The sequence below is a fragment of the Micromonospora andamanensis genome, from assembly GCF_016863495.1.
In the GTDB taxonomy this organism is placed as follows: Bacteria; Actinomycetota; Actinomycetes; order Mycobacteriales; family Micromonosporaceae; genus Micromonospora; species Micromonospora andamanensis.
In genome coordinates, this window is sequence record NZ_BOOZ01000011.1 from 113948 (window position 1) to 138852 (window position 24905).

The window sequence follows — 24905 nt, forward strand, 5'->3', positions numbered from 1 at the left end:
GTCTGGACAGCGCAGGTTGAAGCCTCCTACTGTGTCGGGCACCACACGTCGGCATTTCGTCGATGTGAACACCCCCGGTGGGAGAGGTGAGCCGTGCCCAACGCCGACCCCCTGCACGTCCGACTGTTGCGGTTGTTACGCGACGAGGGAGCGCTGTCGCGGGCCGAACTCGCCGACCGACTGGAGATGCCCCGTCCCCGGTTGCTCGCCGAGCTGGAGCGACTTGTCGCCCTCGGTTACGTGGCGGAGGCAGGTAAGGCGGCGTCCCGGGGCGGACGGCGGTCGACGCTCGTCGAGCTGAGCCCGGAGCTGCGCTTCGCGGCAGTCGATCTCGGTGCCAGCTCCATCGACGTCGAGGTGGTCAACGGCAGGCTGGAGCCCGTGGCGGCGTACGCGGAGGCGGCCGACATCCGGTCCGGCCCCAAGGCGATCCTTCAGCGCGTCAACGAGTTGCTGCACAAGGCCCGGGTCGACGGCGTCTACGAGCGACTCAACGCCGTGGGCATCGGGGTGCCGGGCCCGGTGAGCTTCCGCGACGGAGTGCCGGTCTCGCCGCCGATCATGCCCGGCTGGGACCGTTTCCCCGTGCGTGAGCTGCTCACCCGCGAGCACGGCTGCCCGGCGGTGGTCGACAACGACGTGAACATCATGGCCATCGGTGAGCGGCACGGCGGGGTGGCCCACTCGGTGGACGACTTCCTCTTTGTCAAGATCGGCACCGGTATCGGCTGCGGGATCTACCTCAGTGGCGACGTCTACCGGGGCACCGACGGGTGTGCCGGCGACATCGGCCACATCCAGGTCGATCCACACGGGCCGGTCTGCTCCTGCGGCAACGCCGGCTGCCTGGAGGCACTCTTCAGCGGGGCGGCACTGGCCAAGGACGCGACCTCCGCCGCACGGGCCGGCACCTCGCCCTCCCTGGCCGAACGTCTGGAGGCCAACGGCGAGGTCAGCGCCCTCGACGTCGCCGCCGGCGCCCTCGAGGGGGACGTGACCTGCATCCAGCTCATCCGCGAGGGGGGACGACGGGTCGGCGGCGTGCTCGCCGGGCTGGTCAGCTTCACCAACCCCTCGATGATCGTGATAGGCGGTGGGCTCGCCCAGCTCGGGCACGTCCTGCTCGCCGAGATCCGCAGCGTGGTGTACCGCCGGTCGCTGCCACTGGCGACCGGCAACCTGCCGGTGGTGCTCTCCGAACTCGGCCCGCGTGCCGGTGTGGCCGGTGCCGCCGTACTCGCCAGCGACCTGGCCTTCGGGGAGGCGGCATGACCGGGAACGACGTGGTGAGCGGCACCGGAGTGTCGCCGGCCGAGGCGCCCGCCGAAGGCGGCGAGGTGGTGCTGCGCCTGACCGACGTGGTCAAGACCTTTCCGGGCGTACGCGCCCTCGACGGCGTGCAACTGGAGGTCCGCGCGGGCGAGGTGCACTGCCTGCTCGGACAGAACGGCGCCGGCAAGTCCACGTTGATCAAGGTGCTCGCCGGGGTGCACCGGCCGGACTCCGGGCACGTCGAGTGGCGCGGCGAGGCGGTCAGCTTCGCCAACCCGCAGGCCGCGATGCGCAGCGGGATCGCCACCATCTACCAGGAGCTCGACCTGGTCGAGGACCTGTCCGTGGCGGAGAACGCCTTCCTGGGCCACGAGCCACGCCGGTTCGGGTTCATCCGTCGGGGCCACATGGCGAGCCGGACCCGTCAGATCCTCGGCCGACTCGGCCACGCCGAGATCCCACCCAACCGGATGGTGCGGGCGCTGCCGGCGGCCGGCAAGCAGGTGGTCAGCATGGCGCGGGCGCTGTCCCACGAGGCCCGACTGATCATCATGGACGAGCCGAGCGCGGTGCTGGCCCACGACGAGGTGGAGAACCTCTTCCGGATCATCCGTGAGCTGACCGCGCAGGGCATCGCGGTTATCTACATCTCGCACCGGTTGGAGGAGATCCGCGAGATCGGCGACCGGGTGACAGTCCTCAAGGACGGCCGGACCACCGCGGCGAACCTGCCCGCCCGTGAGACTCCGACAAGCGACCTGGTCTCCCGGATGACCGGGCGGACCATCGAGTACGTCTTCCCGGACCGCCCCACCGAGTCGGTGGTCGGCGACGACCTGCTCCAGGTCGACGGGCTGACCCGAAGCGGCGAGTTCGCCGACGTGTCACTGAGCGTCCGGGCCGGAGAGATCGTCGGTATCGCCGGCCTGGTCGGCTCCGGCCGCTCCGAGGTGCTGGAGACGATCTACGGCGCGCGGACGGCCGAGGCCGGTTCGGTCCGGATGGCCGGCCGGGCGCTGCGGCCGGGCAGCGTCGGCGCGGCGGTGAAGGCCGGCATGGGGATGGCCCCCGAGGAGCGCAAGAGCCAGGCTTTGCTGCTCGGTGAGCCGATCTACCGCAACGTCACCCTCGCCACTTTCAGTCGCTACGCCCGCTTCGGTTTTACCGACGCCTCCCGGGAACGGGCCGAGGCCGACCGGATCGCCGAGAACCTGGAGATGCGCCCGCGCGACGTCCGGCGGGCGGTCCGCACGCTCTCCGGCGGCAACCAGCAGAAGGTGGTGGTCGGCCGCTGGCTGCTCGGCGACACGAAGCTGCTGCTGCTCGACGAACCCACCCGAGGGGTGGACGTCGGTGCCCGGGCCGAGCTGTACCAGGTGATCCGGCAGCTGGCGGCCCAGGGCGTCGGAGTGCTGCTGGTCTCCAGCGAGGTACCCGAGGTGCTCGGCCTGGCCGACCGGGTGCTGGTGATGCGGGAGGGGCGGGTCGTCCGCACCGCCCCGGCCGGCGAACTCGACGAAGACACAGTGCTTGACCTCGTCATGGCGGGGTCCCTGATGGAAGGCGCACCGGCATGACCGATAGTCCGCCCACGACCAAGCTGCCGGCGCAGTCGCCGCCGGTGGACCCGGCCGAGACCGAGGCGGTGGGGGGCCGGGCCGCGGCCGGCGTCGGTCGGCTCTCCTGGTGGCACGGCGACGGCGGGGAGGGCGCCAAGCGGAACCTCGCCCTGATCGGGGTGCTGCTGGCCCTCTTCGTGATCGGTGCGGCGACCCGCTCGGACCTGTACTCCAACCCGGACTGGGTCTGGGCGAACATGCTCAGCATCCTCAAGCTTGCCTCGGTGGTCGGCGTGGTCACCGTCGGGATGACCTTCGTGATCATCGGAGGTGGTATCGACCTCTCGGTAGGCGCGATCGTGGCGCTGGCCGGGGTCTGGTGCACCACTGTGGCGACCCAGAGCTTCGGCGCCGGTGGGATGATCTTCACGGCGATCATCGTCGGGATAGCGGTCGGCCTGGTCAACGGGACGCTCATCGCGTACGGGCGGCTGGTGCCGTTCATCGCGACCCTTGCCATGCTCGTCGCCGCGCGCGGGTTGGCCGCCGAGATCTCCCAGAAGCAGACCCAGATCTCGCAGAACAGCACGATCAACGGCATCGCCAGCACCGATCTGCTCGGCATTCCGCTGCTTGTCTACATCCTGGCCGCCGTGGTCGCCGCGGGCTGGGTGCTGCTCAACCGCACCACCTTCGGGCGGCGCACCGTCGCCGTCGGCGGCAACCCGGAGGCCGCCCGGCTGGCCGGCATCAACGTCAGGCTGCACACCCTGCTGCTGTACGCGCTGTCCGGCCTGTGCTGCGGCATCGCCGCCATCATGCTCACCGCGCAGGCCACCTCGGCCCAGGCGGCGATGGCGAACCTCTACGAGCTGGACGCGATCGCCGCCGTGATCATCGGTGGCACGCTGCTCAGCGGCGGGCGGGGCACCATCGTCGGCTCCCTGCTCGGTGTGATCATCTTCGCCACCATCACCAACCTCTTCGCCATCAACGGCCTCTCCACCGAGGCACAGAACATGGTCAAGGGCGGCATCATCGTCGCCGCCGTCCTGATCCAGCAGATCCAATTCGGCAGTCTCTCCCAGTTCTTCCGTCGTAACCGGCTCACCACGAGCTGACCACGCTCCATCCGGGCCACCCGCGCAACCGACGGTGGCCGGGCCTCGTACACCCAAAATCCCCATCACTGAATAACCAGGAGGTCGTCATGACCCAGCACAGTCGCGACATGTCGCGGCGCCGGCTGCTCTTCGGCGGGGCGGCCGTCGGCGCCGGCGTACTGCTCGCCGGTTGTACAAGCAACGAGCAGACCCCGACCGAGGCGCAGACCAAGGCGGCCGACGGTAACGCCAACGCCGAGCCCGGCAAGCAGGTGACCATCGGCTTCTCCGCGCCGGCCGCCGACCACGGCTGGATCGCCGCGATCACCAACAACGCCAAGTCGCAGGCCGCCGCGTACTCCGACGTGGAGTTCAAGACGGTCGAGGCGGGCGCGGACGCGGCGGCCCAGCGGGCCGCGCTGTCCACCCTGATCTCGCAGAAGCCCGACGTGATCGTGCTGCTGCCGCACGACGGCAAGGAGCTCAACTCGTTCGGGCTGGAGGCGATGGCGGCCGGCATCCCGGTGGTCAACCTGGACCGGGCCTTCCCGGACGCCAAGGCGTACCGCCTGCAGATCAAGGGCGACAACTACGGCATGGGCGTCTCCGCCGCCACCTTCATCGTCGAGCAGCTCAAGGCCAAGGGCGTGAGCAACCCGGTGATCGCCGAGATCGCCGGGATGGACGAGTTGGAGCTGACCCAGGAGCGTACGAAGGGTTTCAACGACACCCTGGCCCAGCACGGCCTGAAGGTGAAGAACCGCCGCGCGGCGCGATTCACCGCGGACTCCGGCCAGCAGGAGGCGAGCCAGCTCCTGCAGGCCGAGCCGAAGATCGACGCGATCTGGAACCACGACGACGACCAGGGCATCGGTGTGCTGGCCGCGATCAGCCAGGCCAGCCGCACCGAGTTCTTCATGGTCGGCGGCGCCGGCTCGAAGAAGGCGATGGAGGACATCCAGGCCGACAACACGGTGCTCAAGGCCACGGTGACCTACAGCCCGTCGATGGCGTCCTCGGCGATCTCGCTGGCCCGCCTCATCGGCCAGAGCAGGGGCATGTCCGACCTGGTGGAACTCCAGGTTCCCAAGGAGATCGTCCTCGCCTCCGAAACGATCACCAAGGAGAACGCGGGCGACTACCTCAAGCTCGGGTTCTGACACAACGGGGGGAGACCCACCTTGTCCACGACAAACAACGAACTGCGGGTCGGCATGGTCGGCTACGCGTTCATGGGAGCCGCGCACTCGCAGGCGTGGCGCACCGTGAACCGGGTGTACGACCTGCCGGCGCGGGCCCGGATGGCGCTCGTCTGTGGCCGGGATCCCGGGAAGGTGGCTGACGCCGCCGACCGGCTCGGCTGGGAGGAGCACACCACCGACTGGCGGGAACTGGTAAACCGCCCGGACATCGACGTGGTCGACATCTGCACACCGGGCGACAGCCACGCGGAGATCGCGCTGGCCGCGCTCGCCGCGGGCAAGCACGTGCTGTGCGAGAAGCCGTTGGCCAACACGGTCGCCGAGGCCCGGGAGATGGCCGCCGCGGCAGCCACCGCCCAGGCCGGCGGGGCGCGGTCGATGTGCGGTTTCAACTACCGGCGGGTGCCCGCGGTGGCGCTGATGCGCCAGCTCATCGCCGACGGGCGGCTCGGCGAGATCCGGCACGTCCGGGCCGTCTACCTGCAGGACTGGATCGTGGACCCGCAGTTCCCCCTGGTCTGGCGGCTCCGCAAGGAGGTGTCGGGCTCCGGCGCGCTGGGCGACATCGGCGCGCACATCATCGACCTGACCCAGTACGTCACCGGACAGCGGATCAGCGGGGTCAGCGCGGTGACCGAGACGTTCGTCAAGGAGCGGCCGTTGCCGGCCGAGTCGAGCGGGCTGGCGGCACAGGCCGACGGGGCCGGTGCCGCCACCGGTCAGGTCACCGTCGACGACGCGGCGATCTTCGTGGCCCGTCTCGACGGCGGGGCACTTGCCACGTACGAGGCGACCCGGTTCGCCACCGGCCGGAAGAACGCGCTCCGCGTGGAGATCAACGGATCGTTGGGCAGTGTCGCCTTCGACCTGGAACGGCTCAACGAGCTGGAGTTCCTCGACGCCACCCGGCCCGCCGCCGAACAGGGCTTCAACCGGATCCTGGTGACCGAGGCCGAGCACCCGTACCTGTCGGCCTGGTGGCCGCCGGGACACATCATCGGGTACGAGCACTCCTTCACGCACCAGATGCGCGACTTCATCGAGGCGGTGGCGACAGGCGTCGACCCGTCGCCCTCGTTCGCCGAGGCGTTGCAGGTGCAGCTGGTGCTGGACGCGGTGACCCGCTCGGCCGACCTGGGTTCGTCCTGGACCGAGGTGGAGCCGTCGCTGGCGACGGCCGCCGCCTGAACCACCTGCGGAGTCGACCGGCGAGGGCCGGCCACGGTTGCGCCCCGTGGCCGGTACGGGTCGGGTCCGGAGGTCGTGTCGCCGGGCGACCGGCGGCACGAGCAATGCGGTTCCTCCGGTGCCGCCGGACCGGGATTCCCCGGCAGCACCGGAGGGCCGCCGCCCACCGACAAGTTCACTGACCGTCCACCTGGAGACTCCCGCCGCCAGGCGGACCGCGTCCGACGAGTCGTCCGATCGGGACATCGTCGTCCTGACCGGGCCGGATGCGGGGGAGGCAGGGGCGAGACGCCGACTGTCCCTGCCTGCCAGCCCCGTCCGTCCGCCCATCCGGTACGCCGGGCCGACGTCGTCGCCGCCGACCTCGGCGTCGGCCGGCGATTACCCACCGGAACGGGCGGCGGACGGGGCGCATCGGTCTAACCCGTATCTTTTTCAGCTTTTTCCTGATATCAAGATTCAATCGATGCATGTCGGTTTATGGACACCGGAAGGAGCGCTATGCGTACAGGTGTCTGGCTGGTGGGTGTACGTGGCTCGGTCGCGACCACCAGCATCGTCGGGGCGCTCGCGCTGCGCGCCGGGCTCACCGGGCCGACCGGCTGCGTCACCGAACTGCCCGGGGTCAACAGCCCCGCTCTGCCGGGCTTCGGCGACCTGGTCTTCGGCGGCCACGACGTGGTCGCCACCCCGATCGCCAAGCGCGCCGAGGCGCTCGCTGACGCCGGGGTGCTGCCGGCCCGCCTGGTCGCCGCGCTGTCCGAGGAACTGGCCGCCGTGGAACCGGAGCTGCGCCCCGCGCCGACCGCCGGGACCCAGGCCGACCGGGCCGCCGAGATCGTCCGCGACCTCACCACCTTCCGGCAGCGGCACGGGCTCGCCCGGGTGGTGGTGGTGAACGTCGCCGCCACCGAACCGGCCCCCCGCCCGCATCCCGGGCACGCCGAACCGGACGCGCTGCGGGCCGCCCTCGCCGGTCCCGACGAGGTGCTGCCGCCCAGCTCGCTGTACGCGTTTGCGGCCGTCACGGCGGACTGCGCGTACGTCGACTTCACCCCGTCGACGGGTCTGCGGCTGCCGGCGCTTACCGCGCTCGCCGACCGCCACGGCGTGCCGTACGCCGGCCACGACGGCAAGACCGGGGAGACCCTGCTCAAGTCGGTGCTCGCCCCGATGTTCGCGATGCGCCACCTCACCGTCCGGTCCTGGTCCGGGCTGAACCTGCTGGGCGGCGGCGACGGCGCCACCTTGGCCGACCCCGACGCCAACGCGGCAAAGGTGCGCAGCAAGCAACGGGTGCTCGGGGAGACGCTCGGCTACCTGCCGCAGGGCGACACCCGGATCGGATACGTCGAGGAACTCGGTGACTTCAAGACCGCCTGGGATCTGATCACCTTCGCCGGGTTCCTGGGCACCGGGATGCGGCTGGAGTTCACCTGGCACGGCTGCGACTCGGCGCTGGCCGCCCCGCTCGTGCTCGACCTGGCCCGACTCACCGCCGCCGCGCACGCCGCCGGCCGCAGCGGGCCGCTGCACGACCTCGCCTTCTTCTTCAAGGATCCGCTCGGCACCGCGACCCACTCGCTTGCCGACCAGTGGACCCGGCTGTGCGCGTTCGCCGGCAGCCTGGACCCCGGAGGCGCCGATGCCGCGCGTGGCTGACCTGGCCGAACTGGTCCGTGCCCCGGCCGCGCTCTCGGTACCCGGAGACGTGGTCGCCGGTGCCGCCGCGGCGGGTGCCCTCGGACGGCGTACCCCCGCCCTCGCCGCCGCGTCGGTGCTGCTGTACTGGGCCGGCATGGCCGCCAACGACTGGGCCGACCGTGAGCTGGACGCCGTCGAGCGCCCCGAGCGGCCGATACCGAGCGGCCGGGTCACCCCCGGCGTGGCGGTCGGCCTCGCCGCCGGCCTCACCGTCGCCGGTGTCGGGCTCGCCGCCGCCGCCGGGGGCCGGCGGGCCACCGCCGTGGCGTTGCCGTTGGCCGCCGCCGTCTGGGGGTACGACCTCGCGGCCAAGAACACCGCCGCCGGACCCGCCGTGATGGCCACCTGTCGAGGTCTGGACGTGCTGCTCGGTGCCGCCGGAGGCCGCACCGTCCGGGCGTTGCCGGCGGCGGTCACCGTCGCCGCGCACACCTGGACCGTCACCGCGCTGTCCCGCCGGGAGGTCAGCGGTGCCGACCGCGCTCTGCCGCTGCGTACCCTCGCCGGCACCGCACTCGTCGCGGCGAGCGCCGGGCTGCCGCCCGGCCGGCCGCCGGCGGCGGACGTCGCCCGGTCCGGTGCGCGGCGGGCCGTGGACACGGTGGCGGCGGCGTTGCCCGCTGTGCTCGCCGCCTGGTACGCCGCCCGCTACGGCGGCGCACAGGCGCGGGTGGCGGCCGAACCCACAGCCGCGCGGGTCCGCTCGGCCGTCGGCGCCGGCATCACCGGCCTGCCCGCGTTGCAGGGAGCGCTCACCGCCCGCACCGGGTCCGGCCTGCTCGGGCTGGCGGTGGCGGCTGCCGCGCCGCTGGGTCGACGCCTGGCCCGGAAGGTCTCGCCGACATGACGGCCGCCGGCACCGCCCCGCCCCCCGACGCGCTGCGGTTCGGGTACGGCACCAACGGCTTCGCCAACCACCGCCTCGACGACGCGCTAGCGGTTGTCGCCGACCTCGGCTATGCCGGTGTCGCGCTCACCCTGGACCATGACCACCTCGATCCGTTCGCGCCCGAGCTGGCGCGACGGGTCGACGCCGTCGCGCGCCGGCTCGCCGAACTCGGCCTCGGGCTGGTGATCGAGACCGGCGCGCGGTTCCTGCTGGACCCCTGGCACAAGCACGCCCCGACGCTGCTGCACGACGACCCGACGCTGCGGATCGAGTTCCTGCGCCGGGCGGTGGCGATCGGCGCGGACCTCGGTGCCGAGGCGGTCTCGTTCTGGGCCGGCGTCCGCCCGGAGTCGGTCACGCCGGCAGTGGCCTGGGACCGCCTGGTCACCGGCTGCGCCACAGTGGTCGAGGCAGCCGAGGCCGTCGGGGTGACGTTGGGCTTCGAGCCGGAGCCGGGGATGCTCGTCGAGAACATCGCCGACTGGCGTCGACTGCACACCGCCCTCGGCTCGCCGGCCCGCCTGGGCATCACCCTCGACATCGGACACTGCCGTTGCCTGGAGTCGCTGCCGGTGCCCGAGTGCGTCCGTGATGTCGCCGCGCACCTGGTCAACGTGCAGATCGACGACATGCGGCGGGGCGTGCACGAACATCTGGAGTTCGGCACCGGCGAGATCGACTTCCCGCCGGTGCTGGCCGCGCTGCGCGAGATCGGCTACCGGGGCCTGGTGGCGGTCGAGCTGCCCCGTCACTCGCACGCCGCTCCCACGGTCGCCGCCCACTCGCTGGACTTCCTCCGCACCGCCGAACGCGCACCACCAGGTGTCCGCCATCCGGACAACGACCGACGCGTGGAGTGAAGCAGAGCAAAGGGGCGTGAGCGGTACCACCGCCACCGCCACCGACGGCGGCGGACCAGGGAGGAGACGCGATGACAGTGGACGAGCTGCGGGCGGCCCTGCGGGGCGTACCCGATCCGGACTGGTTGGCGACGGCCCTGGACCGCGTCGCGGCCGAACCCGCGACCATCGCGCGATTCTTCCCGGCGGTCGGCCGCCGCTGCGGTCGCGACGACCTGCCCGACCTGCCCGGTTGGACCGCCGACGAGGCGGCCCGGGCGCTGCTGCTGGCCAGCCTGCCCGCCGATCACGCCGGCCAGGCCGAGACGCTCTACCGCACCGGGGACGCCGCGGAGAAGCGGGCGGTGCTCAAGGCCCTGCCGCTGCTGCCGATAGGTGCGGCCGGGGTGCCGTTGCTGCACGACGCGATCCGCACCAACGACACCCGGCTGGTCGCCGCGGCGCTCGGCCCGTACGCCCGGCAGCTCGACCCGCCAGCCTGGCGGCAGGCGGTGCTCAAGTGCGTCTTCACAGGCGTGCCACTGGCGGCGGTGGCCGACCTCGACGCCCGCGCGGACGGGGAACTGGCGGCGATGCTCGCCGCGTTGGCCGCCGAGCGTCGGGCCGCCGGTCGGAGCATGCCCGCCGACGCCACCGAACTGCTGGACCGGCTCACCGCCGCCAGCCAGCCCGAGCCCAGGGAGGTGTGATGCGGATCTTCGACCCGCACATCCACATGACGTCCCGCACCACGGACGACTACGAGCGGATGGCCGCCGCCGGCGTCCGGGCGGTGGTGGAACCGGCGTTCTGGCTGGGGCAGCCGCGCACGAGCGTCGGCTCGTTCACCGACTACTTCGACTCGCTTGTCGGGTGGGAACCCTTCCGGGCCGGGCAGTTCGGCATCCGTCATCACGCCACGATCGCGCTGAACCCGAAGGAGGCGAACGACAGGCGTTGCCGGCCGGTGCTCGACGAGCTGCCCCGCTACCTGGAGAAGGACGGTGTGGTGGCGGTCGGCGAGATCGGATACGACTCGATGACGCCCGAGGAGGACGACGTCTTCGCCGCCCAGCTCGCCCTGGCCGTGGCGCACGACCTGCCGGCCATGGTGCACACCCCGCACCGGGACAAGGTCCGAGGTGTCGAGCGCAGCCTGGCGGTGGTCGCCGAGTCCGGCATCGCGCCGGAGCGGGTGGTGCTCGACCACCTCAACGAGATGACCGTGAAACTGGTCCGCGACACCGGCTGCTGGCTCGGCTTCTCCATCTATCCGGACACCAAGATGTCGCCGCCGCGCATGGTCGAGCTGCTCAAGGCGTACGGGACCGACCGGATGCTCGTCAACTCGGCCGCCGACTGGGGGCGCTCCGATCCGTTGCTGACCCGGGCGACAGGCGAGGCGATGCTGCTCGCCGGCTTCACCGACGACGACGTCGACCGGGTGCTCTGGCGCAACCCGGTCGAGTTCTACGGGCAGTCCGGGCGGCTCGACCTGACCGACGACGACCTCACCGAGCCGACCTTCGCCGGCAACTCGATCCTGCGCGGCGGCAGCTGATGCGGCTGCGCCACACCGGTGGGCGCACCGTCCACCTCGGATACTGCACGAACGTGCATCCGGCCGAGGATCTCGCCGGAATCGTCGCCCAACTGGACACCTACGCGGTGCCGATCCGCGAGACGCTCGGTGCCGACCCGCTCGGGCTGGGCCTGTGGCTGGCCGCCCCGGTCGCCGCCGAACTGGCCGCCGACCCGGTCGCCCGCCGTCGGTTGCACACCGAGCTGACCGTACGCGGGCTGGAGGTGGTCACCCTCAACGGCTTTCCGTACGCGGCCTTCCAGGCGCTCGTGGTCAAGGGAAACGTGTACCGGCCGGACTGGACCACCGACGACCGGCTCGGGTACACCCTCGACCTGGCCCGGGTCCTGGCCGACCTGCTGCCCGACGACGCGGTCCGCGGCTCGATCTCCACCCTGCCGCTGGCCTGGCGCGCGCCGTGGGACCACGCCCGTGCGGACGCCGCCCGCCGCCAGCTCGACAGGCTCGCCGCCGGACTCGCCGCCGTCGAGCGGGACACCGGCCGGCCGGTGCGGGTCGGCTTCGAACCGGAGCCGGGCTGCGTGGTGGAGAGCACCTCGCAGGCCGTCACCGCGCTGTCCGGAATGGACAACGACCGGCTCGGGATCTGCCTGGACCTGGCCCACCTCGCCTGTGCCTGGGAGGAACCCGCAGTCGCCCTGGAGCGGTTGGCCACCGCCGGCCTGCCGGTGGTGAAGGTGCAGGTGTCCGCCGCGTTGGAGGCGGCCGATCCCGGCGGCGACGCCGCCGCGCTGCGCCGCTGGGTCGAGCCACGGTTCCTGCACCAGACCCGTACCGCCGCCTGCGCCGCCGCGACAGGTGCCGGGCCTGCCGACGGGCCGACAGCCGCCGATCCGGCCGATCCGAGCTGGGCGGCGGACGACCTCGACGCCGCCCTCGACGCCGCGCTGCCCGGGCCGTGGCGGGTGCACTACCACGTGCCACTGCACGCTCCGCCCGAACCACCGTTGGCCTCGACCCTGCCGGTGCTGCGCGCCGCGCTGGCCGCGCTCTTCGCCGGTGCCGATGCCGGTTGCGACCACCTGGACGTCGAGACGTACACCTGGGGGGTGCTGCCGGCGGCACGACGGCCGAGCACCGACGCGGAGCTGGCCGCCGGCATCGCCGCCGAGCTGGCCTTCACCCGGGACGAACTCGTCGCTCTCGGGCTGACCCCGACCGGAACGGCGGTACCAGCATGAGTCGACAAGTGGTGGTGCTGGACGTGGTGGGGCTGACCCCCCGGTTGCTGGCGCACATGCCCCGGCTACGCGCGGTCGCCGACTCCGGGTTCCGCGCCGAGCTGGGCACGGTGCTGCCCGCGGTGACCTGCTCGGTGCAGTCGACCTTCCTCACCGGAGCCCTCCCCGCCGAGCACGGCATCGTCGGCAACGGGTGGTACTTCCGGGACCTCGGCGAGGTGCTGCTCTGGCGGCAGCACAACGCGCTCGTCGGCGGGGAGAAACTGTGGGAGGCGGCGCGCCGGACCCGGCCCGGCTACACGGTGGCGAACGTCTGCTGGTGGTACGCGATGGGCGCGGACGTGAACTGGACGGTCACCCCGCGCCCGGTCTACTACGCCGACGGTCGTAAGGAACCGGACTGCTACACCGACCCGCCGCAGCTGCACGACGCGCTCACCGACCGGCTCGGCACCTTCCCGCTCTTCACCTACTGGGGGCCGGGCGCGGGCCTGCCGTCGTCGCGCTGGATCTGCCGGGCGGCCGAGCAGATCCTCGCCGAGCAGTCGCCCGACCTGACCCTGGTCTATGTTCCGCACCTGGACTACGACCTGCAACGCTTCGGCCCGTCATCACCTCAGGCCGCTACCGCGGCGGCGGAGCTGGACGGCGTGCTCGCTCCGCTGCTGGACGCCGCGCAGGGCCGTGACGCGACGGTGGTGGTGCTGTCGGAGTACGGCATCACCGAGGTGTCCCGGCCGGTGGACGTCAACCGGCTGCTGCGCGCCGAGGGGCTGCTGCGGGTGCACACCCAGGCGGGCATGGAGTACCTGGACCCGTGGACCTCGCGGGCGTTCGCGGTCGCCGACCACCAGATCGCCCACGTGTACGTGCGTGACCCGGCGGACGTACCGGCGGTGGCTAAGCTGTGCGCCGGTCTGCCCGGGGTGGCCGAGGTGCTCGACGCCGAGGACAAGGCGGCCCACGGGTTGGACCACGAGCGCGCCGGTGAGCTGGTGCTGGTGGCCGAGCCGGACGCCTGGTTCACGTACTACTACTGGCTCGACGACGCCCGCGCGCCTGACTTCGCCCGGCTTGTGGAGATCCACCGCAAGCCCGGGTACGACCCGGCGGAGCTGTTCTTCGACCCGGCCGCGCCGGGCGCGGCGAAGCGCCGTGCCGGGGTGGCGCTGGCCCGCAAGAAGCTCGGCATGCGGTACCTGATGAGCGTCGTCGGGTTGGCTGCCGGCGCGCGGGCGGTGCGAGGTTCACACGGACGGCTGCCCACCGATCCGGCCGACGGGCCGGTGCTGCTCTGCTCCGACGCGTCGATGGCCCGGGACCGGATAGCCGCCACGGAGGTGAAGGGGCTGCTGCTGGAGCTGGCCGGGTTGGAGGGGCGGTGACTGTCGCCGAGGCACCTGTCGATGCCGCAGGGTTGCGGGCCCGCTTCGACGCCGAGCTGACCGCGTTCCTCGACCGGCAGGATCCGGACTGGCCGGACGGCGCGCCGCGGGGCGTCTTCACCACGCTGCACCGGTTCGTGCTGGCCGGGGGCAAGCGTCTGCGTCCCCTCTTCTGCTACTGGGGCTGGCGGGGCGCGGGCGGCCGGGACGGCACGCCGATCGTGGCCGCTGCCGCCGCGCTGGAGCTGTTCCATGCCTTCGCGCTGATCCACGACGACATCCTGGACGGCAGCGACCGCCGCCGGGGCGAGCCGTCGGTGCACCGGATCTTCGCCGACCTGCACACCCGCTCGTCCTGGCGGGGTGACCCCGAGGCGTACGGGCGCAACACCGCCCTGCTCTGCGGTGACCTCTGCGCCGCCTGGTCGGACCAGATGTTCCACGAGTGCGGGCTGAGCCCCGAGCAGGTGCACCAGGGGTACGCCGTGTTCGCGCTGATGCGGACCGAGGTGATCGCGGGGGAGTACCTCGACCTGGTGTCCGGGGTGGGCGACGGCTCGGTGGCCAGCGCGCTCACGGTGATCCGGATGAAGGCGGCCCGCTACACGGTCACCCGACCGTTGCAGATCGGCGCCGCGTTGGCGGGCGCGCCCGCCGAGCTGCTGGACACCCTCGCCGAGTTCGGCGACCCGCTCGGGGACGCCTTCCAGTTGCGCGACGACGTGCTGGGGGTCTTCGGCGACCCGGCGGTCACCGGCAAGTCCGTGCTTGACGACCTCCGTGAGGGCAAGCCGACGGTGATGATGGCGCTGGCCCGCGACGCCGCCGACCGGGCACAGGGTGCCCGGCTACGTGAGCTGTTCGGCAATCCCGACCTGGACGCGGAGGGCGCCGCCGAGCTGCGCGAGATCATCGAGAGCACCGGTGCCCGTCGGAAGATCGAGCAGATGATCCAGGTCCGCGCCGAGGCCGGGCTGGCGGCGCTGGAACACACAGAGCTGGCCGCGGAGAGCCGGACCGCCCTGATCGAGCTGGCCGCCCAGGCCATCGACCGACAGTGCTGAGTGCCATTGACCGGCGGTGCTGAGCGCTGTCGCGCCGGAGCCCTCCCGTACGGCTTTTGACCGATCTGACGAAAGTCGGCATCCGGCGGGCAGAAGATATAGACACATCAACGTATGACGTTTAGTGTCGTCGCTAGGACCAACATGTTTCGTCGAGGTGAACCGGCGGCGCGGCACCCCCCTCGGCACCTCCCGCTACGGCATCCGGCGCGACGGCGCGCGCCCCGCCCTGGCAGAGCACTCGTCAGGAAGGGACAGCACAGCCATGTCCACCATGCGTACCACCCACCACCCCGCACGGTGGTCCACAAGCGCCTCAGCGCTGCTCCTCGTCGTCACAGCCGGCACCGTGGCCGTCGCCGGCCCGGCCCCGGCTCTCGCCCATCCGATCGTCGCCAGCGACTTCCAGCAGGTCACCCTCGCCAAGGGGCTGGCCGAGGTCGGTGAACCGATGAGCATCGCGGTGCTGCCGGACCGATCGGTTCTGCACACCGCCCGCAACGGCACGTTGCGTCGCACCGACGCCGCGGGCAACACCTCGGTGATCGCCAACATCCCGGTCTACACCCACGACGAGGACGGGTTGCAGGGCGTCGGGGTCGACCCGAACTTCGCCACCAACCGGCACATCTTCCTCTACTACGCCCCGCCGCTGTCCACCCCGAGCGGCGACGCCCCGGCCACCGGCACCAGCTGGTCCGCCTGGCAGGGCGTCAACCGGCTGTCCCGGTTCACCCTCAACGCCGACTTCACGGTCAACCAGTCCAGCAAGGTCGACGTCCTCGACGTCGCCGCCGACCGGGGCATGTGCTGCCACGCCGGCGGCGACATCGACTTCGACGCCGCGGGCAACCTGTACCTGTCCACAGGCGACGACACCAACCCCTTCGACTCCGGCGGCTACTCACCGATCGACGAGCGGACCAACCGCAACCCGGCGTACGACGCGCAGCGCAGCGCGGCGAACACCAACGACCTGCGCGGCAAGATCCTGCGGATCAAGGTCAACGCCAACGGTTCGTACTCGATCCCGGCCGGCAACATGTTCGCCCCGGGCACGGCCGGCACCCGGCCCGAGATCTACGCGATGGGGCTGCGCAACCCGTTCCGGATGAGCGTCGACAAGGCCACGGGTGTGGTCTACGTCGGCGACTACGGGCCGGACTCGGGTTCCACCTCCGCGCGCGGTCCCAGCGGTCAGGTGGAGTTCAACCGGATCACCTCGCCCGGCTTCTACGGCTGGCCGTACTGCACCGGCACCAACACCAGCAACGAGACGTACGCCGAGTGGAACTTCGCCAACAACACCGCCGGAGCGAAGTACAACTGCACCGGCGGCGCGACGAACAACTCGTTCCGTAACACCGGCCTGACCACCCTGCCGGCCGCCAAGCCGTCCTGGATCCGCTACGCCGGCGACGCCGGCAGCCCGCCGGAGTTCGGCAGCGGTTCCGAGTCGCCGATGGCTGGCCCGGTCTACCGGTACGACGCCGCGCTGAACTCGGCCACCAAGTGGCCGCAGAGCTTCGACGGGCTGTTCTTCGCCGGTGAGTTCGGCAGGGGCTGGATCAAGCCGATCCACATGAACGCGAACGGCTCCATCGCCAGCATCGACGGGTCCTTCCCGTGGAACGGCAAGCAGGTCATGGACATGGCGTTCGGTCCGGACGGCGCGCTCTACGTGCTGGACTACGGCACCGGTTTCTACAACGGTGATGCCAACTCCGCCCTGTACCGCTACGACTACGTCGGCGGCGGCAACCGGGCTCCGACGGCTGTGGCCTCGGCGAACCGGACCTCGGGCGTCGCCCCGTTGACTGTGAACTTCTCCTCGGCCGGGTCGTCCGATCCGGAGGGTGGGGCGCTCACCTACTCGTGGGCGTTCGGTGACGGCACCACCTCGACGGCGGCGAACCCGACCAAGACGTACAACGCCAACGGCAACTACACCGCCACCCTGACCGTACGCGACCCGCAGGGCGCCACAGGTACGGCGAGCGTACGGATCGGGGTCGGCAACACCGCCCCGACGGTCACCATCAACAGCCCCGGCAACGGCCAGCTGTTCAGCTTCGGCGACACCGTGCCGTTCAGCATCACGGTGACCGATCCGGAGGACGGCACCATCGACTGTTCCAAGGTCAAGATGACATACGTGCTGGGCCACGACAACCACGGTCACCAGATCACCTCGCAGAACGGCTGTTCCGGCTCGATCGCCGTGCCGGTCGACGGTGAACACGACGACGCCGCCAACATCTTCGGCATCTTCGACGCCGAGTACACCGATGCCGGCGGCCTGACCACGCACACCCAGCACACCCTCCAGCCGCGCAAGCGGCAGGCGGAGCACTACAAGAGCGCCTCCGGCGTCGACCCGTTCGACAAGGCGACAGCCGAGGGCGGCCGGACCGTCGGCAACATCAACAACGGTGACTGGATCGCGTTCGAGCCGTACCGGATCGGCAACGCCACCTCGTTCAGCGCCCGGGTCTCGTCGGCCGGCGCCGGTGGCACCCTCCAGGTGCGGGCCGGCTCGGCCACCGGCACGGTGCTCGGCTCGGCGACAGTGCCGGTCACCGGCGGTTGGGACACCTTCACCACTGTCACCGGCACCATCACCAACCCGCCCACCGGCACCACCACGCTGTACCTGACCTTCGCCGGTTCGGGCACCGGCCACCTCTACGACCTGGACTCGTTCTCCTTCACCACCGGCAGTGGTGGCACCACCAGAACCGGTCCGATCACCGGGCTTGGCGGTAAGTGCCTGGATGTGCGCGACGCGGCCACCGCCGACGGCACGCAGATCCAGATCTGGACCTGCAACGGCACCGCGGCGCAGACCTGGACGGTGACGCCGAACTCGACGATCCGGGCGTTGGGCAAGTGCCTGGACGTCAACGCCGCCGCCTCGGCGGACGGTACCAAGATCCAGTTGTGGACGTGCAACGGCGGCGTCGCGCAGGTCTGGTCGGCGCAGTCCAACGGCACGTTGCGCAACCCGAACTCGGGCAAGTGTCTGGACGTGTCGAACAACAGTTCCGCCGACGGGCAGGCCGTGCACCTGTGGACCTGCCACACCAACGCCAACCAGCGCTGGGTCCTGCCCTGATCCGAGGAGGGGCCCCACGTCAACGCCTAGTGTTGGTAAGGGGCCCCTCCTGACACAACGATCGTTGGGAGAGCTAGATGCGAAAACTCCTCCGAGCCACTGTCGGCCTGGCCACCGCCGCCCTCGCCGTCCTCGCCTGCACCACCCCGGCCACCCCGGCCAGCGCCGCCGACGCCCCGTACGACGTGCTGGTCTTCTCCAAGACGGCCGGCTTCCGGCACGACTCCATAGCAGTGGGCACCCAGGCCATCCGGGACCTGGGCGCGGCGAACAGCTTCACCGTCGCCGCCACCGAGGACGCCGCCGCCTTCACCACCGGCAACCTGGCCCAGTACGAAGCGGTGATCTTCCTCAACACCACTGGCGACGTGCTCAACGCCAGCCAGCAGAGCGCCTTCGAGTCGTACATCAGCTCCGGCGGCGGCTACGTCGGCGTGCACTCCGCCGCCGACACCGAATACGGCTGGTCCTTCTACGGCAACCTGGTCGGCGCGTACTTCCGCTCCCACCCGGCCATCCAGCAGGCCACCGTCCGGGTGGAGAACCGCGCCCACGCGGCCACCGCCCACCTGCCGCAGAACTGGGTACGCACCGACGAGTGGTACGACTTCCAGAGCAACCCCCGGGCCAACGCGCGGGTGCTGGCGAACCTCAACGAGTCGACGTACTCCGGCGGTGTGATGGGCGCCGACCACCCGATCGCCTGGTGCAAGACGTACAACGGCGGCCGGTCCTTCTACACCGGCGGCGGCCACACCCAGGCGTCGTACTCCGAGCCGGCCTTCCGGGCGCACCTGCTCGGCGGCATCCGGTACGCGGCCGGCCGCACCAAGGCCGACTGCCGGCCGGAGACCGGCTACACCTCCCTCTACAACGGCTCGACGAACGGCTGGTCCCAGGCCGGTCCGGGCAGCTTCAGCAACTCCGACGCCACGCTGACCTCGGTGGGCGGGATGGGGCTGTTCTGGCACAGCGCCAAGCAGTTCACCAACTACTCCCTGAAGCTCGACTGGCGGGTGGCCGGCGACGACAACTCAGGCGTCTTCATCGGCTTCCCACCGTCGAGTGACCCGAACTCCGCCATCAACAACGGCTACGAGGTGCAGATCGACCCCACCGACGCCGCCGACCGGACCACCGGCGCGGTCTACGGCTTCAAGGCCGCCGACCTCGCCGCCCGGGACGCCGCGTTGAACCCGGCGGGGGAGTGGAACACCTACGAGCTGCTGGTGGAGGGGGAACGTCTCCAGGTCTTCCTGAACGGCTCGAAGATCAACGACTTCACCAACACCGACCCGGTCCGGTCGCTCGCCGGGCACATCGGCATCCAGAACCACGGCACCGGCGACGACGTCTCGTTCCGCAACATCCGGATCAAGGAACTCGGCGGCACGAACCCGCCGCCCGGCGGTGACCGGACCGGTCGGATCACCGGACTGGCCGGCAAGTGTCTGGACGTGCGTAACGGCTCCTCGGCCGACGGCACGCAGATCCAGATCTGGACCTGCAACGGTGGCGCGGCGCAGACCTGGACGGTGACGCCGAACTCGACGATCCGGGCGTTGGGCAAGTGCCTGGACGTCAACGGTGCCGGGTCCGCGGACGGCACGAAGATCCAGCTCTGGACCTGCAACGGCAGTGGGGCGCAGAACTGGTCGGCGCAGTCCAACGGCACGCTGCGCAACCCGAACTCGGGCAAGTGCCTGGACGTGTCGAACAACAGTTCCGCGGACGGGCAGGCCGTGCACCTGTGGACCTGCCACAACAACGCCAACCAGCGCTGGGTGCTGCCGTAACCGAACAGGTTGACCGCCCCGGTGCGACGGTCACCCCGTCGCACCGGGGCTCTTTCGTACCGCCCGCCGCCCGCCTAGAGTGAGGGACGGCGACCGCGAGGTGGCCGGTGAGTCGGCGGGAGGCGCAACCCGTCGGCCCCAGGCGCGACCGCGTCCACCGGTACATCGTCGGGGCCGTCCACACCCGGTCATCCCTCGCCCCGGTCCCGCAGGTAACGGAATCCCCAACACGACAGGGGAATAGGACACATGGCGCGACCGATCACGCTGTTCACCGGCCAGTGGGCCGACCTTCCGTTCGAGGAGGTGTGCCGGCTCGCCGCCGAGTGGGGCTACGACGGCCTGGAGATCGCCTGCTGGGGCGACCACTTCGAGGTGGACAAGGCCCTGGCCGACGAGTCGTACATCGAACGCAAGCGGGAGACGCTCGCCAAGCACAACCTCCAGGTCTTCACCATCTCCAACCACCTGGTCGGCCAGGCGGTCTGCGACCACCCGATCGACGAGCGGCACCAGGGCATCCTGCCCGCCCGGATCTGGGGCGACGGCGAGCCCGAAGGGGTACGCCAGCGGGCCGCCGAGGAGATCAAGGACACCGCCCGCGCGGCGGCGAAACTCGGCGTGGATACCGTCGTCGGCTTCACCGGGTCGTCGATCTGGCACACCCTGGCGATGTTCCCGCCGGTGCCGCCGGCCATGATCGAGCGCGGCTACCAGGACTTCGCCGACAGGTGGAACCCGATCCTCGACGTCTTCGACGAGGTCGGGGTGCGCTTCGCCCACGAGGTGCACCCCAGCGAGATCGCGTACGACTACTGGACGACGAAGCGGACCCTGGAGGCGATCGGAAACCGGCCTGCCTTCGGGCTGAACTGGGACCCGTCGCACTTCGTCTGGCAGGAGCTCGACCCGGTCAACTTCATCTTCGACTTCGCCGACCGGATCTACCACGTCGACTGCAAGGACGCCAAGGTGCGTACCGGCGACGGCCGCCGTGGCCGGCTGGCCTCGCACCTGCCGTGGGCGGATCTGCGCCGGGGCTGGGACTTCGTCTCGACCGGCCACGGCGACGTGCCCTGGGAGGACTGCTTCCGGGCGCTGAACGCCATCGGGTACTCCGGGCCGATCTCCGTCGAGTGGGAGGACGCCGGGATGGACCGGCTGGTCGGTGCCCCGGAGGCGCTCCAGTTCGTCCGCCGGCTCGCCTTCGACGCACCGTCCGCCGCCTTCGACGCGGCGTTCAGCAGCAAGGACTGACCACCACGGCGTCCGGGGGCCGGGGGCCGGCCCCCGGACGCCCGTCCGTCCCGCCAGCGTGCGCCCCAGCCACGACCGCCGCCCGGTTCCGCAGCGGGCATCGTGGAGCGTCGCGGCAGCGCCGGTCAGCCGGCGCTGAAGACGTGTTCGCTGGCCAGGTGGGCCGCGCCCACCACAGCGGCCCGCTCGGCCAGGTCGGAGAGGACGATCGGCATGGTGCCGGTGGCCAGCGGCGCGGACCGCCGGTAGACCACCCCCCGGATCTCGGAGAGCAGGACGTGCCCGAGCCCCTCGGGTGCCCCGCCGATCACGACGATGCCGGGGTTGAAGAAGCTGACCAGGCCGACAAGTACCCGACCGAGGCGGCGGGCGGCGTCCCGGACCAGCACCTGGGTGGCCGGATCCCCGGCGGTGGCGGCCGCGACCACGTCCGCGACGGTGAGCGTGCCCGCCTCGGCCAGCCGCGCGGCCAGCACCGGGGAGCGGTCCGACCGGGCGACCGTCAGCGCCGCCCGGACCAACCCGGCATCACCGCAGTACGCCTCGAGGCAACCGGCCTCCCCGCAGGCACAGGGCGGCCCCTCCTCGCCGAGCGGTAGGTGCGCGATGTCGCCGGCGCTGCTCGTCGCGCCCCGGTAGAGCGATCCGCCGAGCACCAGCCCGCAGCCGATCGCCGTACCGAGCTTCAGGTAGAGGAAGTCCTCGACGGTCCGGCCGATGCCGGCGTGCCGCTCGCCCAGGGCGAGCACGTTCGCGTCGTTGTCGACGAGCACCGGGCAGCCCAGCTCGGCGGCGAACGCGTCCCGGACCGGAAAGCGCTGCCAACGGGGCAGCACCGCAGGTGCGGTTGAGGAACCGCCGTCGACCGGCCCCGGAAGGGCGACGCCGACGCCTGTGAGTTCGGCGACGCCCAGCTCAGCGCGGAGCTTGTCGACGAGCTCGACGGCCCGGCCGATCACCGGCTCCGGACCGTCGCGTACCTCCGCCGCCTCGCTCGTCTCGGCCAGCACGTTCAGCTCGCCGTCGGTGAGCGCGACGGTGACCCGGTTCGTGGCGACCACCACGCTGGCGAAGCGCACCCCGCCGGAGAGGCGGAGCAACGACGAGCGGCGTCCACCGCGGGAGGCCGCCGGGCCGGCGGTCTCGACCAGCCCACGGGCGACGAGTCGGTCCAGTTCGGTGGTGAGGGCCGTCCGGGACAGGCCCAGCAGGTCGCCCAGCTCCACCCGGGAGCGGGGCCCCTCGTCCCGCAGCAACCGGACCAGCCGTGCCTGCTGCGAATTCTCCGGCCGGACCAGGGCCATCGCCACCACCTCCGTGCGGAGTCTTCCACGGCGGTGTTTCAAGCCGGTGGCCGGCCGTGAGCGGACCCGTCAACGCCTGTCGTGGCGTCCGACCCACCCGACCCTCAGCCGGGCGGGCGTACGGACGGGCCCGGCCACCGATGTCGATGGCCGGGCCCGTCCGGGGGTGCTCAGAGCGTGCTGCCGTTGGCTCCCGAGCTGGACGGCTTGCTGCGGGGGGTGGCGGACGTCGAACCGGAGCTCGACGAGCCGGAACCCGACTTGGTGCCGGCGGTGGCCGGCGTGCCGGCGAACGTGTCGTCGGCGGGGGTCAGCCCCTCCTTGCCGTTGGAGCTCAGCTTCTCGCCCAGCTTGGAGTTGCCGAGCTTGTCCCTACCCTCGTGGTAGAGACGGTTGGCCTGGGCCTGCGCGACCCCGGCCGCCTCCTGGACGGTCGGGTGGTCGAGCACCTTGCGGCCCCGGACCACCAACTCCTCGTACTTCTCCCGGCCGGCACGGGCGCCCAGGACGAACCCTGCAGCCAGCCCGCCAAGGAACATGATCTTTCCGCGCATGGCGGCTCCTTTCGTACCTGACGCGCCGTCGTCCCGCTCCCGGAAGCCGGGCGGCGGGACCTACCGATTCGCGCCTGCGTCCTGTCGTCGGCAGCTAACTACCCATCCTGCTCTCCGCTCATACCTCCTTGTGCCAGGATGACGATTTGTCCGGTAAACGGCCGCCAGGTCGCTCGGTGGTGGCCGATGAACCCCCTGGACCAACACCCCCCGCCGTCCTGTACTCTTGTGCCCGGCGCGGGTGCGGAGCGATCCGTTCCGGGCGTTGTTGCAGTCCCCCGTAGCTCAATTGGCAGAGCAGCCGGCTGTTAACCGGCAGGTTTTTGGTTCGAGTCCAAACGGGGGAGCCTCCTTCCTCACCACGACGCCCACCGGCCCGTTCCGGTGGGCGTCACTCGTGTCCCCACCAGATCAGGCCGGCCGGCGCGACGCCGGGCTTCAGCGGGCGGCACCCGGCCGACGCGTCTACGCTGGTGCGCGTCGATCCTGCGACGACAGCCGGTGGGTGGGATGTCCGGAAACTGGAAGATCGGCTCGGCAGAGCTGCGACCATCCGAGGCCGCCGCGCGCCCCGCCGTGGTTGCGCGGCACGCCCGCCGCCAGCCCGCACCGGCACGACCAGGGCAGGGCGTACCCGATGTCCGCTGACACCGACGTCGTGATCGTCGGCGGCGGTCTGGCCGGCCTGGCCGCGGCCCGCCGCCTGCACCGCGCCGGGGTGTCCTGGCGGCTGGTGGAGGCCGCCGACCGGCTCGGTGGCCGGGTCGCCACCGACGCCGTCGACGGTTACCTGCTCGATCGGGGCTTCCAGGTCCTCAACACCGCGTATCCCCGGGTCGGTGCGCTGCTCGACGTGGACCGTCTCGACCTCGGCTTCTTCGTTTCCGGGGTGCTGGTACGCAGCGGCGGCCAGCTGCTGCGACTGGTCAACCCGCTACGCGAGCCGACGGGTGGGCCGGGTACCGCCCTGGCCCGCGTCGGGTCGCTTACCGATCGGCTGCGTTTCGCCGTCCTCGCCGCCGGCTACGCCACGCTGCCCGCCGCGCGTCTGCTCGCCACGCCCGAGACCACCGCCGAGGCGGCGCTGCGCCGTGCCGGCCTGTCCCACGCGATCATCGAGGACCTGTTGCGCCCGTTCCTGTCCGGCGTGCTGCTCGACCGGGAACTGGCCACCTCCAGTCACGTCCTGGCGATGGTGCTGCGATCGTTCGCCCGAGGCCGGGTCGGCCTGCCCGCCGAGGGTATGGCGGCGCTGCCCCGGGCCGTCGCCGCGCCGTTGCCGGCCGGGCTGCTCGACCTGAACACCACAGTCTCCGAGGTGGCACCGGGCCGGGTCCGGACCACAATCGGTGAGCTGCGCTGCCGGGCCGTCGTCGTCGCCGTCGACCCGCCCGCCGTCACCCGGCTGCTGGACCTGCCGCCGGTACGCATGCACAGCTACACCACCTACTACCACGCGTCCGTCGTGCCGCCGTTGGACGAACCGATCCTGCTCGTCGACGGAGACCGCCGCGAGATGATCGCCAACACGGTCGTGGTCAGCCACGCCGTGCCTGGGTACGCACCCGCCGGCCGGCACCTGATCGCCACCTCCGTGGTCGGGCCGTCGGTACCGGCCGAGCCAGCCGTGCGGCTGGAACTGACCCGGCTGTACGGGCGGCCCACCGCCGACTGGGAGCATCTGACCACCGTCACGATCCCCGCCGCCCTGCCTGCCGCGCCGCCGCCACAGGGCCGGCTCCGAAAGCCTGTGGCGCTGGGAAACGGGCTGTTCGTCGCCGGTGACCACCGCGACAGCCCGTCCATCCAGGGGGCGCTCGCCAGCGGCTGGCGCAGCGCCGGAGCCGCCCTGCGGCACCTGCGTCAGCACTGAGAATTCGGGGTCACCGG

The 24905-nt window shown here is 71.5% G+C and carries 19 protein-coding genes and 1 tRNA gene; 18 read left to right on the top strand and 2 right to left on the bottom strand.

Annotation, left to right across the window (positions count from 1 at the left end):
* The first annotated feature begins 93 nt into the window (after positions 1-93).
* The 16 genes from Van01_RS11805 to Van01_RS11880 all read left to right on the top strand — a co-directional run bounded on the left by Van01_RS11805 (position 94) and on the right by Van01_RS11880 (position 21157).
* On the top strand, positions 94-1272 hold the full coding sequence (locus Van01_RS11805; protein WP_099850545.1) for an ROK family transcriptional regulator: 1179 nt from the start codon (positions 94-96) through the stop codon (positions 1270-1272).
* Positions 1269-2849, top strand: a complete 1581-nt coding sequence (locus Van01_RS11810; protein ID WP_239099011.1) for a sugar ABC transporter ATP-binding protein — start codon at positions 1269-1271, stop codon at positions 2847-2849. Before Van01_RS11805 ends, Van01_RS11810 begins: the two co-directional genes overlap by 4 nt.
* Positions 2846-3952: an ABC transporter permease gene (locus tag Van01_RS11815; RefSeq protein ID WP_204005736.1), complete on the top strand. Its 1107-nt coding sequence runs from the start codon at positions 2846-2848 to the stop codon at positions 3950-3952. Before Van01_RS11810 ends, Van01_RS11815 begins: the two co-directional genes overlap by 4 nt.
* An 89-nt stretch (positions 3953-4041) precedes the next feature.
* Complete coding sequence (locus tag Van01_RS11820; protein ID WP_204005737.1) at positions 4042-5094, top strand: substrate-binding domain-containing protein; 1053 nt, start codon at positions 4042-4044, stop codon at positions 5092-5094.
* 54 nt (positions 5095-5148) lie between these two features.
* Positions 5149-6324, top strand: coding sequence for a Gfo/Idh/MocA family protein (locus Van01_RS11825; RefSeq protein ID WP_373306248.1), 1176 nt, complete (start codon positions 5149-5151; stop codon positions 6322-6324).
* Between the two features lie 501 nt (positions 6325-6825).
* The gene (locus Van01_RS11830) at positions 6826-7986 is read left to right on the top strand and encodes an inositol-3-phosphate synthase (RefSeq protein WP_204005748.1); all 1161 of its coding nucleotides are present in this window, start codon (positions 6826-6828) and stop codon (positions 7984-7986) included.
* The gene (locus Van01_RS11835) at positions 7970-8875 is read left to right on the top strand and encodes an SCO3242 family prenyltransferase (RefSeq protein ID WP_204005750.1); all 906 of its coding nucleotides are present in this window, start codon (positions 7970-7972) and stop codon (positions 8873-8875) included. Before Van01_RS11830 ends, Van01_RS11835 begins: the two co-directional genes overlap by 17 nt.
* A complete protein-coding gene (locus Van01_RS11840) occupies positions 8872-9777 on the top strand; it encodes a sugar phosphate isomerase/epimerase family protein (RefSeq protein ID WP_204005751.1) in 906 nt (301 codons plus the stop codon). Before Van01_RS11835 ends, Van01_RS11840 begins: the two co-directional genes overlap by 4 nt.
* A gap of 71 nt (positions 9778-9848) precedes the next feature.
* Positions 9849-10466 carry an EboA domain-containing protein gene (locus tag Van01_RS11845; RefSeq protein WP_204005759.1) on the top strand — a complete coding sequence of 206 codons (618 nt, stop codon included), beginning with the start codon at positions 9849-9851 and terminating at the stop codon, positions 10464-10466.
* Positions 10466-11317, top strand: coding sequence for a TatD family hydrolase (locus Van01_RS11850; protein ID WP_204005768.1), 852 nt, complete (start codon positions 10466-10468; stop codon positions 11315-11317). The genes Van01_RS11845 and Van01_RS11850 overlap by 1 nt, the downstream gene beginning before the upstream one ends.
* Entirely contained in the window at positions 11317-12540 is a 1224-nt protein-coding gene (eboE, locus tag Van01_RS11855; protein WP_204005781.1) for a metabolite traffic protein EboE, read from the top strand. Before Van01_RS11850 ends, eboE begins: the two co-directional genes overlap by 1 nt.
* On the top strand, positions 12537-13925 hold the full coding sequence (locus Van01_RS11860) for an alkaline phosphatase family protein (RefSeq protein WP_204005783.1): 1389 nt from the start codon (positions 12537-12539) through the stop codon (positions 13923-13925). The genes eboE and Van01_RS11860 overlap by 4 nt, the downstream gene beginning before the upstream one ends.
* Entirely contained in the window at positions 13922-14989 is a 1068-nt protein-coding gene (locus Van01_RS11865) for a polyprenyl synthetase family protein (protein ID WP_204005785.1), read from the top strand. The genes Van01_RS11860 and Van01_RS11865 overlap by 4 nt, the downstream gene beginning before the upstream one ends.
* Positions 14990-15263: 274 nt before the next feature.
* A complete protein-coding gene (locus Van01_RS11870; protein ID WP_204006169.1) occupies positions 15264-18104 on the top strand; it encodes a carbohydrate-binding protein in 2841 nt (946 codons plus the stop codon).
* A gap of 77 nt (positions 18105-18181) precedes the next feature.
* Entirely contained in the window at positions 18182-19900 is a 1719-nt protein-coding gene (locus Van01_RS11875; protein ID WP_204005787.1) for a ThuA domain-containing protein, read from the top strand.
* Between the two features lie 249 nt (positions 19901-20149).
* Entirely contained in the window at positions 20150-21157 is a 1008-nt protein-coding gene (locus Van01_RS11880; RefSeq protein ID WP_204005789.1) for a sugar phosphate isomerase/epimerase family protein, read from the top strand.
* Positions 21158-21282: 125 nt separating this feature from the next.
* On the opposite strand, the gene Van01_RS11885 is transcribed toward Van01_RS11880, so the two are convergent.
* Entirely contained in the window at positions 21283-22461 is a 1179-nt protein-coding gene (locus tag Van01_RS11885) for an ROK family transcriptional regulator (protein WP_204005791.1), read from the bottom strand.
* A gap of 170 nt (positions 22462-22631) precedes the next feature.
* Positions 22632-23015, bottom strand: a complete 384-nt coding sequence (locus Van01_RS11890) for a hypothetical protein (protein ID WP_204005793.1) — start codon at positions 23013-23015, stop codon at positions 22632-22634.
* 274 nt (positions 23016-23289) lie between these two features.
* On the opposite strand from Van01_RS11890, the gene Van01_RS11895 reads away from it, so the two are divergent.
* Positions 23290-23362 (top strand) — tRNA-Asn (locus Van01_RS11895).
* Positions 23363-23652: 290 nt separating this feature from the next.
* On the top strand, positions 23653-24888 hold the full coding sequence (locus tag Van01_RS11900) for an FAD-dependent oxidoreductase (RefSeq protein WP_204005802.1): 1236 nt from the start codon (positions 23653-23655) through the stop codon (positions 24886-24888).
* Positions 24889-24905: the final 17 nt, after the last annotated feature.